Here is a 13,313-nt window from a genome sequence, read left to right as displayed (position 1 = left end):
GATGAACGCTGTCATGGTGGTGGGCGCCGGGCCCGTGGGCCTGTCGGCGGCGCTCGCGCTGCGCGCGGGCGGCCTGCCGGTCACCGTACTGGAGGCGGATCCGCGGGGCCGTGAACGGCCGGGCAGCCGGGCCCTGTTCGTCCATCGGGAGACACTGCAGCTCCTGGACCGGATGCGGCCGGGGCTCGCGGCCGAGATCGTCGCGTACGGCAGGACCTGGCGCACCAGGCGCACCCTGTACCGGGGGCGTGAGGTGTTCTCGCGGACCTTCCCCGAGCCCTCCCCCGCGCCGAGCGGGGCCGGCGCCGCTGCCGTGGGTGGCGCGCCGTTCACGAGTCTGCGGCAGGTGGACACGGAGAGGTTCCTGCTCGCGGCGTGCGAGGCGGCCGGTGTGCGGTTCGAGTGGGGTGCGCGGGTGGAGCAGGTACGGGTGTCGAGGAACGGGGTCGGCATCACCACCGGGGACGGCAGGGACTGGTCGGGCGGCCATGTGATAGCCGCGGACGGCGCCCGCTCGACGGTGCGGGCGCAGCTCGACATCCCGATGCAGGGGGTCCGTACGGAGGGGTTCCATGTGGTGGTGGACGTCGCCGACATTCCGGGGGCCGAGCTGCCGCTTGAGCGGGTGTTCCACTACGAGCATCCGGGGGCGGGCGGGCGCACGGTGATGCGGGTGCCGTTCACCGGGGGGTTCCAGATCGATCTCCAGTGCCGGGACGACGACACGCCCGAGGCGTACGGGACGACGGAGGCGGTACGGGGATGGCTGCCCCGGCTGGTGGGGGACGGCTACGCGGAGCGGGTGCTGTGGGTGTCGACGTACCGCTTTCTGCGGAAGGTGGCCGCCGAGTTCACCGATCCGCGCCGCCGGGTGCTCTTCGTCGGCGAGGCGGCGCACCTCTTTCCGCCGTTCGGCGCGCGGGGTATGAACAGCGGTATCGCGGACGCGGCGGCGGCGGCCGCCGCGGTCGCCGCCGGGATCGCCACCGGGTCGCCGCGCCCTGTCGAGGAGTTCGCCGCGGCCCGTCGGGAGGCGGCCCTGTTCAACAGCGCCGCGGCGGGGGCGGCCCTGGACCATCTCCGGCCGCGGCGGACCCTACGGGTCAAGCAGCGCGCGGCGGCGGCGCTCTCCCCCGTGCTGCCGTGGTGCGGCGAGTGGCTGGAGCGCGCGCCGTACGGTCCCCGGCACGGGGTGGCGTTCGGCGCCGGCCGCCGGTACTGACAGGCTGGGTGTGATGGACGACAGGAGGTATGACCGGATGGCGGCAACACCGACCGATCGCGCGGAAGCGGTCACGGAGCGGGTTCTGGGCTGGGAGCCGGGCCATGGCCTCACCGTCATGGCGGAGAGGTCCGGCGGTCCCGCGGGGTCCGGCGGCGGCGCGGGCGGGGTCGGCGGCGTGCTGCCGGCCGCGGACTCGTGGCTGGTCGCGGACGGGCGGGTGCGCGCGCTCGCCCGGCACCGCGAACGGTTTCTGCGCGCCTGCGCCGAGACCGTCGAGCTGCCCCACGGCCAACTGGCGGCTTTCTGGCAGGACATGACGGCCGCGCTGCCGCGCGAGGGGGCGTGGTTCCCCCGCGTGGAGCTGGCGCCGCCGGGGCAGACTCCCCTGCTGAGGCTGCGGCTGCGGGCGGCTCCGCCGCTCACCTCGGAGGTACGGGTGTGGGCGGAGGGCCAGCCCGATCCACGGGCGGTCCCCCGGCGCAAGGGCCCGGACCTGGACACGCTCGCGGGGGTACGGCGCCGGGCTGCCGCCCACGGCGGCGACGAGGCGCTGTTGACGTCCGCCTCGGGGCTGGTGCTGGAGGCCGCGTACTCCAGTGTGATGTGGTGGGAGGAGGAGACGCTCTGTGTGCCCTCCCCGACTCTGCCGGTGCTGGCGGGGGTCACCGCGGCGGTCATCCGCGAGCGGGCCCGGCGGGCCCGGATTCCGTTCGTCGCCTGTGAACGTACGGTGGCGGATCTGGAGGGCCGTGAGGTGTGGCTGGTGAACGCGCTGCACGGGATCCGTCCGGTGACGGCCTGGACGGGGCGGCCGATGCGGGCGGGGGCGGCGACCCGCGCGCCGGAGTGGCGGGAATGGCTGGCCGGAATCACCGAGCCGCTTCCGGTGGACTGGCCGTAACTCCCGCCACCCGTTCGGAAAAAGCGTCCGGCGGGTGAACGGGGTCCGGGGGCAGGGAAATTGACTTCGGATCCGACACCGGGCGCGGATATCGCGCCGGGCCGCATTCCACGGCCCGGCGCGATATCCGTTGTTCAGGAATTCCCGGGGACCGGCTGATAGGCGCCCGGGGTCATTCGGGTGGCGATGGCGATGCGGTTGTACGCGTTGATGACGGTGGCCGCCCAGATCAATGCGGCGACCTGTGCCTCCTCGAACACGGCGGCGGCCTCCGCGTAGACCGCGTCCGGTACCTGGCCGTCGTGCACCAGGGTCACGGCCTCGGTCAGCGCGAGGGCGGCGCGCTCGCGCTCGCTGAAGAACGGTGTCTCACGCCAGGCGTTCAGCGCGTAGATACGGTGTTCGTCTTCGCCCTGGGCGCGGGCGTCCTTCGTATGCATGTCGAGACAGAAGGCGCAGCCGTTGATCTGCGAGGCGCGAATCCTGATCAGTTCCAGGATTTCCGGCTCGATCTTGGCATCACGCGCCGCGGAGACGGCGGCGGAGTGCAGGGCGCCCATCGCACCGGAGACGTCCGGGGTCAGTTTCTTCAGCGGTACACGGGGCGCGGATTCATGGCTAGTCATACCCGAACCCTATTCCCCGGCAGGGCGGCCGGGGAACGGAATCGCGAAATACCGGAATGGTGTTTTCGGGGGATGCGGTGGCCCGGAGGGGTCCCGGGGGCCGCCCGGCGCCCGGATGGCTGAAAACCGTCGCCCCCGGAGCTCCCCTTGGGAATCGCTTTACCTTCTGGGGTAGTTCTGGTGGCGCCCCACACCCCGCCGGTCCTCAGCGGGGATCAGTGCAGGGAACGACAGAAGCATATGAAGGAGTGGACGCCACGATGGTGTTCAAGAAACTGCTCGGAGCCGTCGGTGTCGGCGGTCCCTCGGTCGACACGGTGCTGGACAGCACGACCGCCGTCCCCGGCGGTCCCCTGACCGGCCGGGTGCTGCTGCGCGGCGGCCGGGCGGACGTGGAGATCGAGCAGATCACGCTGGATCTGGTCGCCCGGGTGGAGGCGGAGGGCGAAGAGGGGGAGAGCGAGGGAACCGTCGTCTTCGACCGTACGGTGGTCGGCGGCGGCTTCCGGCTGGCCGAGGAGACCGAGCACGCCGTGCCGTTCTCCCTGACCCTTCCGTGGGAGACACCGCTGACCGAACTGTACGGCCAGCCACTGGGCGTGGTGCTGGGCGTACGGACCGAACTGGCGGTGGCCGGAGCGCGCGACAAGGGCGACCTCGACCAGCTCGGGGTGGCGCCGCTGCCGGTCCAGGAGGCGGTCCTGGAGGCTCTCGGGCAGCTCGGCTGGGGTTTCAAATCGGCCGATCTGGAGCTGGGGCACATCAACGGCACCGGTCAGCGGCTGCCCTTCTACCAGGAGTTGGAACTCACCCCGCCCGCGCAGTACGCGCACACGGTGAACGAGATCGAGGTGACGTTCCTCGCCGCGCCCGACGGGATGGAGGTCGTCATCGAGGCCGACAAGCGCGGCGGGCTCTTCTCCGGTGGCCACGACACCGTCCACCGGTTCACGGTCGCGCACCACGACGTGGCACGCACGCAGTGGAACACGGAGGTCGACGGCTGGCTCCGGCAGGTCCTCGACGCGCACGCGTCGCGTACCGGTCCCTACGAGGCGCAGGGGCACGGCGGGTACGACGGTCACGGCGGGTACGCGGACCACGGCCATGGCGAGCACCACTCCGGTGAGCACCGCTCGGGTCCGAGCACCGGAGCCGTGGTGGCCGGCGTCGCGGCGGGTGTGGCGGTCGGTGTCGTGGGCGGCATGGTCGCCGCGGAGATCGTCGACGAGATCGGTGACGCCTTCGAGGGCGACGAGGACGAAGAGGGCGACGGCGGCGACGCGTAGGACCGGCCGGTCCCAAGGGACCGGGGAAGGAAGAAGGCCCCGGCTGGACGGGGGATTCCAGCCGGGGCCGTTCCGTTGTGGTCGCGGAGGGCGGTCCGCCTTGCGGCAGTCCCGGGCGCTCGGGGGGAGGCCCGGGGACACGGTCCCCTCCGTGCCCACATATGTATGAACGGAAAACCATCCCTCGGGGTTCCCTTTCCGTGTCACGTGTGGATATGAGCCGGGTCATACCGGCCCGCTCCGGCGCTGCCGGGCCCGCCCACCCGTTGCCGGGCCCGCGCCGCTCACCTCGGGGAGCGGCGGGCCCCGTAGCGGCGGAAGCGCACGGCGGCGCCCGGCGGCATCTGCCCGGCGAGGGGCAGGTCGTCCGCGTGGACGACCCCGATGACCGGATAGCCGCCGGTGACCGGATGGTCGGCGAGGAAGAGGATCGGCCGTCCGTTCGGGGGTACTTGGAGGGCTCCGCGGACCATGCCCTCGGCCGGGAGCTCGTCGTCCCCGGCGCGGACGAGGGCGGGGCCGTCGAGCCGTACACCCACCCGGTTGCTCCGGCTGGTGGCCTCCCAGCGCTCGCGGTAGAGGGCCCGGCGGGAGGCCTCGTCGAACCAGTCGTCCCGTGGTCCCGGCACCACCCTGAGGGTGAACTCCCGCGGCGGGACGGCGCACGGCGCCAGATCGACGCCGGGCATGGCGCCCGTGGCCGGGGCGACGGGCACCGTGTCGCCCGCCGTCAGGGGCGGCGGGCCGAGCCCGGAGAGCAGGTCGGCCGAGCGGGAGCCGAGGACGGGCGGTACGTCGAGCCCGCCCCGTACGGCGAGATAGGTGCGCAGCCCGGAGGCCGGCGGGCCGAGTTCGAGCAGTTGGCCGTCGGTCACGGCGAGCGGGGCGTTCATCCCGGCGGATCCGCCGTCGAGGCGGACGGGGCAGGGCGCTCCGGTGAGGGCGAGGTAGAGCACGGCCGGTGCTCCGTCCGGGCCGCGTGAGTGGATCCGGGCGCGCAGCCCGCCGAGGGTGATCTCCAGCGCGGCGGAGTCCTCCGGGTTGCCGAGCAGCCGGTTGGCGAGGGTGAGGGAGCCGGTGTCGGCGGCGCCCGACGTCGTGACGCCGAGGTGGGCCCAGCCGGGCCTGCCGAGGTCCTGGACGGTGGTCAGCGGGCCGGGGGCGAGGATCTCCAGGTGGCGTACGTTCATCGGCCGACCGCCCGGAGCCGGACGGCTCTGCCGGGTACGAGCAGCGCGGGCGGGTCGCGCCGCTCGTCCCACAGGGTGAGCGAGGTGGTGCCCAGGAGATGCCAGCCGCCCGGTGAGGGGCGGGGGTAGACCCCGGTGAAGCCGCCCGCCACGGCGACGGCGCCCGTCGGTACCCCGGTGCGCGGCTCGGCGCGGCGGGGCAGCGCCAGCAGCGGGTCGGTGCCGGTCAGATAGCCGAAGCCGGGCGCGAACCCGGCGAACGCCACGGTGTAGCGGGGCGCGGTGTGACGGGCGATCACCTCGTCCGTGGTCAGCCCGGTCCGGCGCGCGACCTCGTCGAGATCGGGGCCGTCGTACCGTACGGGAACGGTCAGCTCGTCGTGGTGGGCGGCCGGGTCGGTCCGTACCGTACGGGGTGTCCTGGCGCGGCGGATCACCTCGCGGGCGAGCGTGTCGTGTCCGGTGACCGCGGGGTCGTAGGTGATCAGCAGGGTGCGCGCGGCGGCGACCAGTTCCCGTACGCCGGGCGGGGTGTCGTCCGCCAGTTCGGCGCGCAGGGCGAGCACCGCGTCGAGTCCGTCGAGCTCGGCGAGGAGCGCCGCGCTGCCCATCGCCCTGAGGACGGGACCGGCGGAATCGGCGGGCGTGCTCATGGGGTGGTGAAGGGCCGGGGGCCGTGGCCCGTGCGGGTGAGTTCGTCGCGGAGCCGGCGGGCGATCGCCACCGCGCCCGGGGTGTCGCCGTGGACGCACAGGGAGTCGGCGCGCACGGGGATGTCGGTGCCGTCGACGGCGGTCACGAGCCCTTCGGTGACCATGCGCAGGGAGCGCGCCACGATCACGTCGGGGTCGTGCAGCACGGCGCCGGGTTCGCGGCGGGAGACCAGGGTGCCCCGCGGGGTGTACGCGCGGTCGGCGAACGCCTCCTGGAAGCAGGGCAGTCCGGCGTCGGCGGCGTGGCGCAGCCAGGCGCTGCCGGGCAGGCCGAGGGCGGCGAGGGAGGGGTCGTAGCGGCGTACGGCCTCGGCCACGGCGGCGGCCTGTGCCTCGTGGTGGACGATGGCGTTGTAGAGCGCGCCGTGGGGTTTGACGTAGGTGACGCGGGTGCCGGCGAGGCGGGCGAAGCCGTCGAGGGCGGCGATCTGGTAGACGACGTCGTTGACGAGTTCCGGCGGGTCGATGTCGATGAAGCGGCGGCCGAACCCGGCGAGGTCGCGGTAGCCGACCTGGGCGCCGATCGCGACACCGCGCCGGGCCGCCTCCTCGCACGCGCCCCGCATCACGGTGGGGTCGCCGGCGTGGAAGCCGCAGGCGACGTTGGCGCTGGTGACGAGGGTGAGGAGGGCGTCGTCATCGCCGAGGCGCCATGCTCCGAAGCCTTCGCCGAGGTCGCTGTTGAGGTCGATCGTCATGGGTCACACCTGCCGGGTCGGGGGGGTCGCGCGAGGAGGCCGACGGGTCGACGGCCCCCGGTGGAGCGGGTGGTCCGCTCGTGGACGGGGCGGTCGGCGCCGGGCGGGCCGCCTCGGGCCGCCCGGTACACGGCTTCGGTGATCACGACGGGTGGTTCCCTCTCTTCCCTGTCCGTACATGTCGTCCCTCTCCGCACACGGCTCCAGGCCATGACCGTACGTCCGGCCGCCGGCCACCCGGCCATCGCCTCACCCTTGGCGGTTCGTTCCATCATTCCCACCCCGTTCGGCATCATCGACCTGTGCGCCGCCCCTTTTCCGCGCCGCGCTCATTGACCGCTTGACGTGTCCATGCGACGCTCCGGTGGGAGCGCTCCCACTCCTGTTCGAGCCGCCTGCGAAGGGGTCCCCCACCATGCCCGTTCCGACGTATCCGCTCCGCGGCCCACGCCGTACCGTCTCCTGGATCGCCGCCGCGGCGCTCTCGGCGGCGCTGCTGGTCACCGGGCCCGCGACCACGTCCGCCGTCGGCGCCTCCGGGGCCGACGTGTCCGCCGCGGCGGACACCACGGTGCGTACCAACCAGCTCGGCTATCTGCCGGACGGTCCCAAGCGCGCCACCGTCGTGACCACATCGGCCGCGCCGCTCACCTGGCAGCTCAAGAACGCGGCGGGCGCGGCCGTCGCCTCCGGGACCACCACCGTCCGGGGCACCGACACCGCCTCGCGCGAGGCCACCCAGCTCGCCGACTTCTCCTCGTACACCGGTACGGGCAGTGGTTTCACCCTGGTCGTCGACGGGCGGAGCAGCCACCCCTTCGCCATCGACGCCGGGCTCTACAAGGCCCTGCGCTCGGACGCGATGTCGTTCTTCTACCAGCAGCGCAGCGGTATCGCCATCGAGGCGTCGCTCGCGGGCGCGGCGTACGCGCGGCCCGCCGGGCACCTCGGGGTCGCGCCGAACAAGGGCGACACGAGCGTGCCCTGCCAGGCCGGGGTCTGCGACTACAGCCGTGATGTACGGGGCGGCTGGTACGACGCGGGCGACCAGGGCAAGTACGTCGTCAACGGCGGCATCACCACCTGGCTGATGGTCAACGCGTACGAGCGCGCCGGACGGGCCGGTACGGCGGCGGCGCTGGGCGACTCCACCCTCAGGATCCCGGAACGGGGCAACAGCGTCCCCGACGTGCTCGACGAGGCACGCTGGGAGCTGGACTTCCTGCTGCGGATGCAGGTGCCCGCGGGAAAGCCGCTCGCCGGTATGGCCTTCCACAAGATCCATGACGCGGCCTGGACGGCGCTGCCCACCCGCCCCGAGCAGGACGCCGAGCAGCGCGAACTGCACCGGCCGTCGACCGCCGCGACCCTCAACCTCGCGGCGACCGCCGCCCAGTGCGCCCGCGTCTACGCCCCGTACGACGCGGCGTTCGCGGCGCGCTGCCTGGACTCGGCCCGGCGCGCCTGGACGGCGGCCCGCGCCAACCCCGCGATGATCGCACCGGATTCGGACGGGACGGGCGGGGGCGCCTACGGTGACCCGACGGTGAGCGACGAGTTCTACTGGGCCGCCGCCGAGCTGTATGCGACGACCGGGGAGGCCGCGTACCGCGACGCCGTCACCGGCTCGTCCTGGCACACCTCCGCGAACGCCTTCCCCGGGGCAGGGTTCGGCTGGGCGGACACGTCGGCGCTCGGCCGGCTCACCCTGGCCACCGTTCCCACCGGTCTGTCCGCGTCCGACACGGCCCGGGTCCGCGCCTCGGTGACCGCCGCCGCCGACGGCTATCTGTCCCTCATGGCGGGCCAGGGGTACGCGGTGCCGCTCCCCGCGACCGCGTACGTGTGGGGCTCCAACAGCCTGGTGGCCAACAACGCGGTGGTGATGGCCGTCGCCCACGATCTGACGGGTCAGCAGCGCTACCGCGCCGGGGCGGTCGAGACGCTGGACTACCTGCTCGGCCGCAACACCCTCGACCTGTCGTACGTCACCGGGTACGGGACGCGGTCGTCCCAGAACCAGCACCACCGGTTCTGGGCGCACCAGGCGGACGCCTCGCTCCCCCACCCGCCGGCGGGTTCGCTCGCGGGCGGCCCCAACTCCGGGCTCCAGGACCCGGTCGCGGAGGAGCAGCTTCCCGGGTGCGCGCCCGCGGCCTGCTACATCGACGACATCGGTTCGTACTCCACCAACGAGGTGGCGGTCAACTGGAACGCCCCGCTGGTCTGGCTCGCGGCCTACGCCGCCGAGCCGTCCGCCGGAGGCGGCGGCGATCCCCAGCCGGGCGCGGGGTGCGCGGTGACCTACCGGGTCGACTCCACCTGGAGCAGCGGGTTCACCGCGACGGTGACGGTCAGGAACACGTCCACGACCGCCGTCGACGGCTGGACGCTGGGGTGGACGTACGCGGGCGGCCAGCGGGTGACCAGTGCCTGGAGCGCCACCGTCGGCCAGAGCGGTGCCACCGTCACGGCGAAGGACGCGGGCTGGAACCGGGCGATCGCGCCCGGCGGGACGGTGCGTTTCGGCTTCCAGGCGTCCGTCACCGGAGCGAACCCGGCGCCCACCGCGTTCACCCTCAACGCGAGCGCGTGCGGCTGAGCACCGGGCCGCCGTCCTGCTCGTACGGAGGAGGTGGCGCCCCCGGCCGTGCCGGGGGCGCCGCCTCCTCGCGGTCCGTCCGGGGTCAGGCGTGGAAGGAGTGCTCCGTCGTCGACCGGTAGGTGGTGCCCGGGCGCAGCACGGTGGAGGGGAAGGAGGGCTGGTTCGGGGAGTCCGGGAAGTGCTGGGTCTCCAGGCACAGGCCGTCGCCCTGGCGGTAGATCCGGCCGGAGGTGCCGACCAGGGTGCCGACGACGAAGTTGCCCGAGTAGAACTGCACTCCCGGCTCGGTCGTCGCGATCCGTACGGTGCGCCCCGAGCCCGGGTCACGGAGTGTGGCGGCGAGCCGGGGTGCGGTGGTGAGGCCCTTGTCGAGCACCCAGTTGTGGTCGAAGCCCTGGCCGCGCAGGAGTTGGGGGTGGCCCACGCGGATGTCCCGGCCCACGGGCTTGGCCGTACGGAAGTCGAAGGGGGTGCCCGCCACCCGTGCCAGTTCCCCGGTGGGGATCAGGGTGGTGTCGACGGGGGTGTAGCGGGAGGCCTCAAGGGTCAGTTCATGGCCGTAGACGTCGCCGCTCCCCTCCCCCGCGAGGTTGAAGTAGGTGTGGTTGGTGAGGTTGACGACGGTGGCCCGGTCCGTGGTGGCGGCGTAGTCGATGCGCCAGGTGCCGCGTGGTGTGAGGGTGTACGTCACCTTCACCTTGAGCGTGCCGGGGTAGCCCATCTCGCCGTCGCCGCTGACGTACCGCAGCACGATGCCCACCCCGGTGGCGTCCGTGAAGGGTTCGACGTCCCAGACCCTCTTGTCGAAGCCCTTGGTGCCGCCGTGCAGGGTGTTCACCCCGTCGTTCAGGGGGAGTTGGTACGTCCGGCCGTCGAGGGTGAAGCGGCCCCCGGCTATCCGGTTGCCGTAGCGGCCGATCAGGGCGCCGAAGAAGGTGGTCGCCGTGAGGTAGTCGTCGAGGTTGTCGAAGCCCAGGGAGACGTTGGTGTACCGGCCGCGGCGGTCGGGGATCTCCAGCGACTGGACGATGCCGCCGTAGCTGAGCACCTTCAGCCGGGTGCCGCCGTTCTCCAGGGTCCAGCGGTGCACCTTGGTGCCGTCGGCGAGCCTGCCGAACAGCTCGCGGGTGGGGGCCCTGCCGCCGCTGGAGGCCTGGGCCTGGCCGGTCATGGCGGCGGTGAGGCCGGCCGCGGCGGCGCCCGCCAGTACGGTACGTCTGGTCGCCGGGCCCCTGCCCGTACCCGCGCTGTCGGTGGTGGGTCGTGCTTCTGTGTGCAGCGGCTCAGTGGTCATGTGTGCGGCTCCTGCCGGAGGGGAGGGGTGAGGTGGTGGGGTGCGTACGGTGGTGTGCCGGGTGGCCCGGCACACCGGTGGGTCTCATCGGAGTCCGAGCCGTACGAAGGTGATCGAGTTCGGCGGGAAGGTGTGGGTGAAGTGCGCGCCGACCCCCGTGAGGGTCGAGGTGCGCGGGGTGATCGGCAGGTCGTCGGCGGTGTTGACGGCGTCCGGGTCCCCGCTGAGGGTGGTCAGCCGCGCGGTGGGGGCGACGCGGGCGCCCCGGCCGAGGTCGATCGTGGTGCGGGCCGCGGCGTCCTGTGCGTTGACGACCTTGACGACGAGGTCCTTCCCGTCGCGCGTGACGACCTGCCGGAAGGGTTCCGCCACCTTGTCGTCGGTGAAGCTTCCCCACTCCTTGCCGTCGAGGAAGAGGGTGACCTGACGGCCGCGGACCGAGACGCGCAGGTCGTACGCGCGGCCGGTCTCGATCGTCGTGCCGTTCTCGGCCATCGACTGCTTGGCGCCGCCGACCGCCTTCTCCACCGCGGACCTGCTGTTGTTCCAGCCGCCGAGGTTCCACCAGTAGTAGTTCCCGGTGTCCTTGACGCCGAAGGCGACCAGGAAGCCCTCCTTGCCGGAGCGCTTGGTGGCCTTCACGTTCAGGTCGTAGTTCCGCCACGCCGGGTCGCCCGCCGTGACCAGGGTGTTCTCGGCCGCCGCGTCGGACTGGACGTACCGGCCGTCCTCGACGGTCCAGGCGCCGGTGCCCGCCGCCTTCGTCCACCGGCTGTCGCCGCCGGAGAAGTCCTCGTCGAACAGTGTGGCGCCGTCCTCGCCGGTGACGCGCACGTCGTCGTAGGCGGCGCTGGTCGCCCAGGTGGAGAGGCCGATCGCGCCCTCGATCGGTCCGGAGAGGGCCGGGGTGGCGCTCGCCGTACTGGGGACGACACGGTCGCCGACATTCGTCATGAACAGCTTCTGCGTCTCGTAGCTCGTCGAGCCCCACGACCGCGTGTTGTCGAACCAGATCATGTCGGGCCGCCACTGCACGGCGCCGGTGTGGGCCAGCAGCGGGGCGTAGGAGGCGAGTTTGACGATGTCCGCGTTGCGTTCGAGGCCGGTCATGAAGGCGGCTTCGGCGAGCGAGTTGCGGAAGCGGTTGTCCTGGGAGGCGTACTCGCCGAGGAACACCTGGGGCCCCGAGCGGTCGTAGCCGTCGTAACGGTCGTTGTTCTCCAGGAACCACTGCGGGCTGTTGTAGTAGTGCTCGTCGACCATGTCGACCTTGGCGTCCCGGTTGAGCTGCCAGGCCCGGTCGAAGGTGGAACCGCTGTCGTCGGGGCCGGAGTTGGAGATCACCGTGATGTCCGGGTACCGGGCCTCGATGGCCTTCCTGAACTCGGTGAAGCGCTCGAAGAACGCGTCGGGCAGGTTCTCCTCGTTGCCCACCTCGATGTGCGTGAGACCGAAGGGCTTCGGATGGCCCATGGCCGCCCGCTTCCTGCCCCAGGCCGAGGTGGCGGATCCGTTGGCGAACTCGATCAGGTCCAGGGTGTCCTGGATGTGGCGTCGCAGCAGGGCCGGGTCGTCGGTCGCCTGATTCTGGCCGCATCCGGTGACGAGCGCGGGCACCACCGGGAGAGCCATCGCGCCGATGTCCTGCGCGTACTGGAAGTACTCGTAGTAGCCCAGGCCGTAACTCTGGTTGTAGCCCCAGAAGTTGGCGTTGGCCGGGCGCTGCTCGACCGGGCCGATGGTGTCCTTCCACTGGTAGGACCGCTTGCGCTGGAAGCCCGAGGCCTCGTCGTACCCCTCGTGGCTGCCGGTGTTGACGAGGCAGCCGCCGGGGAAGCGGACGAACCCCGGCTCCAGGGCGGCGATCTTCTCGGCGAGGTCCTTGCGCAGCCCGCCGGGGCGGCCCTTGTAGGTGTCCTTGGGGAAGAGCGAGATCATGTCGAGCCGTACGGTGCCGGCGCCGCCCGCGGTGACGGCGAGGCGCCCCGCGGCGCTCGTGGCGGTGGCGGTGAAGCGGCCGGTGTACTTGGCCCAGGTGTCGCCGCGTGCGGTGACCCGCAGCGGGGGCGCGAGCGCGGCGCCGTCCGCGCCGCGCAGGGCGAGCGTCAGGGGTGTGCCGGCCGGCCGGTCGGTGCGCGCCCACACGGAGACGTCGTACCGCTTGCCCTCGGCCACCGCGATCCCGGTGCTGTAGCCGGAGTTGACGACACCGGTGCCCTCGGCCGACCCGTCGGGGTCCAGCCGCAGATAGGTCCGGTTGCGCTCGTTCAGGCGGTTCCCGTCGTCGACGGCCGCCACCGCGCCGGTGCCGGTGGGGGTCCACGCGGTCATCGGGGTGTACGAGGCGTTGTCGGCCCTGCTGTACTCGAACGACCGGTTCTGGACGAGCTCGGCGTACAGGCCGCCGTCCGCCGCGCGGTTGATGTCCTCGTAGAAGACGCCGTACATGGTGTCGTCGATCCTGGGACCCTTACCGCGGGTGTTCACGTCCAGGGTGTAGTCGGTGGTGCCCTGCGCGTCGATGGTGTCCTGCGCGGCGGTGGTGTCCTGCGCGGCGTTCACGGCGGTGTCCCGCGCCGTGTTCTGCACGGCGCTCGCGGGCGCCTGGAGTGCGTTGGCCGTCATCAGGAGCGCCACAGCCGTGAGAGCCGGCCTCCAGCGTGTGCGTGGCATGAGTGTCTGCGGCTCCTCGTTCGATATCTCGGACGATGGTCAGAACTTCGAACGGCAAGATAAGGAGGAGCCCGCAGAGGCGTCAATGGTTCGCGCAGA

10 protein-coding genes are annotated in these 13,313 nt (G+C 72.6%); 4 read left to right on the top strand and 6 right to left on the bottom strand.

Going from position 1 to position 13,313, the window contains the following annotated elements:
* The first annotated feature begins 1 nt into the window (after position 1).
* Together ACIBJC_RS31720 and ACIBJC_RS31715 are read left to right on the top strand one after the other, a co-directional pair.
* The gene (locus ACIBJC_RS31720; RefSeq protein ID WP_399298407.1) at positions 2–1,222 is read left to right on the top strand and encodes an FAD-dependent monooxygenase; all 1,221 of its coding nucleotides are present in this window, start codon (positions 2–4) and stop codon (positions 1,220–1,222) included.
* A gap of 37 nt (positions 1,223–1,259) precedes the next feature.
* Positions 1,260–2,126 carry an aminotransferase class IV gene (locus ACIBJC_RS31715; protein ID WP_399298406.1) on the top strand — a complete coding sequence of 289 codons (867 nt, stop codon included), beginning with the start codon at positions 1,260–1,262 and terminating at the stop codon, positions 2,124–2,126.
* Positions 2,127–2,260: 134 nt separating this feature from the next.
* Here the strand turns inward: ACIBJC_RS31715 and ACIBJC_RS31710 are convergent, their stop codons facing one another.
* The gene (locus tag ACIBJC_RS31710; protein WP_399298404.1) at positions 2,261–2,752 is read right to left on the bottom strand and encodes a carboxymuconolactone decarboxylase family protein; all 492 of its coding nucleotides are present in this window, start codon (positions 2,750–2,752) and stop codon (positions 2,261–2,263) included.
* Positions 2,753–3,012: 260 nt separating this feature from the next.
* Here ACIBJC_RS31710 and ACIBJC_RS31705 point away from each other — a divergent pair, with 260 nt between their 5' ends.
* A complete protein-coding gene (locus ACIBJC_RS31705) occupies positions 3,013–4,041 on the top strand; it encodes a sporulation protein (RefSeq protein ID WP_399298402.1) in 1,029 nt (342 codons plus the stop codon).
* A gap of 284 nt (positions 4,042–4,325) precedes the next feature.
* On the opposite strand, the gene ACIBJC_RS31700 is transcribed toward ACIBJC_RS31705, so the two are convergent.
* From ACIBJC_RS31700 to ACIBJC_RS31690, 3 genes are read right to left on the bottom strand one after another with little or no spacing between them, the layout of a single operon-like run.
* Positions 4,326–5,231, bottom strand: a complete 906-nt coding sequence (locus ACIBJC_RS31700; protein ID WP_399298400.1) for a biotin-dependent carboxyltransferase family protein — start codon at positions 5,229–5,231, stop codon at positions 4,326–4,328.
* Positions 5,228–5,884: an allophanate hydrolase subunit 1 gene (locus ACIBJC_RS31695; RefSeq protein WP_399298398.1), complete on the bottom strand. Its 657-nt coding sequence runs from the start codon at positions 5,882–5,884 to the stop codon at positions 5,228–5,230. Before ACIBJC_RS31695 ends, ACIBJC_RS31700 begins: the two co-directional genes overlap by 4 nt.
* Complete coding sequence (locus ACIBJC_RS31690; protein WP_399298396.1) at positions 5,881–6,642, bottom strand: LamB/YcsF family protein; 762 nt, start codon at positions 6,640–6,642, stop codon at positions 5,881–5,883. Before ACIBJC_RS31690 ends, ACIBJC_RS31695 begins: the two co-directional genes overlap by 4 nt.
* 415 nt (positions 6,643–7,057) lie before the next feature.
* Between ACIBJC_RS31690 and ACIBJC_RS31685 the strand changes: the two genes are divergently transcribed.
* Complete coding sequence (locus tag ACIBJC_RS31685) at positions 7,058–9,244, top strand: glycoside hydrolase family 9 protein (RefSeq protein ID WP_399298394.1); 2,187 nt, start codon at positions 7,058–7,060, stop codon at positions 9,242–9,244.
* Between the two features lie 85 nt (positions 9,245–9,329).
* Here the strand turns inward: ACIBJC_RS31685 and ACIBJC_RS31680 are convergent, their stop codons facing one another.
* Both ACIBJC_RS31680 and ACIBJC_RS31675 read right to left on the bottom strand, forming a co-directional pair.
* A complete protein-coding gene (locus ACIBJC_RS31680; protein WP_399298573.1) occupies positions 9,330–10,418 on the bottom strand; it encodes an aldose epimerase family protein in 1,089 nt (362 codons plus the stop codon).
* A 207-nt stretch (positions 10,419–10,625) separates the two neighbouring features.
* The gene (locus tag ACIBJC_RS31675; RefSeq protein ID WP_399298393.1) at positions 10,626–13,214 is read right to left on the bottom strand and encodes an alpha-L-arabinofuranosidase C-terminal domain-containing protein; all 2,589 of its coding nucleotides are present in this window, start codon (positions 13,212–13,214) and stop codon (positions 10,626–10,628) included.
* Positions 13,215–13,313: the final 99 nt, after the last annotated feature.

Origin of the sequence: Streptomyces sp. NPDC050509, assembly GCF_044457965.1 — a bacterium.
Classification (GTDB): Bacteria; Actinomycetota; Actinomycetes; order Streptomycetales; family Streptomycetaceae; genus Streptomyces.
The sequence above is the reverse complement of the archived record's forward strand: the minus strand, read 5'-3'. Positions and strand labels throughout refer to the sequence as shown.

Excerpts from the sequence above, each read along its gene's own strand:
- ACIBJC_RS31720 (WP_399298407.1), top strand. The coding sequence starts at position 2 with ATGAACGCTGTCATGGTGGTGGGCGCCGGGCCCGTGGGCCTGTCGGCG.
- ACIBJC_RS31715 (WP_399298406.1), top strand. The coding sequence starts at position 1,260 with ATGGCGGCAACACCGACCGATCGCGCGGAAGCGGTCACGGAGCGGGTT.
- ACIBJC_RS31710 (WP_399298404.1), bottom strand. The coding sequence starts at position 2,752 with ATGACTAGCCATGAATCCGCGCCCCGTGTACCGCTGAAGAAACTGACC.
- ACIBJC_RS31705 (WP_399298402.1), top strand. The coding sequence starts at position 3,013 with ATGGTGTTCAAGAAACTGCTCGGAGCCGTCGGTGTCGGCGGTCCCTCG.
- ACIBJC_RS31700 (WP_399298400.1), bottom strand. The coding sequence starts at position 5,231 with ATGAACGTACGCCACCTGGAGATCCTCGCCCCCGGCCCGCTGACCACC.
- ACIBJC_RS31695 (WP_399298398.1), bottom strand. The coding sequence starts at position 5,884 with ATGAGCACGCCCGCCGATTCCGCCGGTCCCGTCCTCAGGGCGATGGGC.
- ACIBJC_RS31690 (WP_399298396.1), bottom strand. The coding sequence starts at position 6,642 with ATGACGATCGACCTCAACAGCGACCTCGGCGAAGGCTTCGGAGCATGG.
- ACIBJC_RS31685 (WP_399298394.1), top strand. The coding sequence starts at position 7,058 with ATGCCCGTTCCGACGTATCCGCTCCGCGGCCCACGCCGTACCGTCTCC.
- ACIBJC_RS31680 (WP_399298573.1), bottom strand. The coding sequence starts at position 10,418 with ATGACCGGCCAGGCCCAGGCCTCCAGCGGCGGCAGGGCCCCCACCCGC.
- ACIBJC_RS31675 (WP_399298393.1), bottom strand. The coding sequence starts at position 13,214 with ATGCCACGCACACGCTGGAGGCCGGCTCTCACGGCTGTGGCGCTCCTG.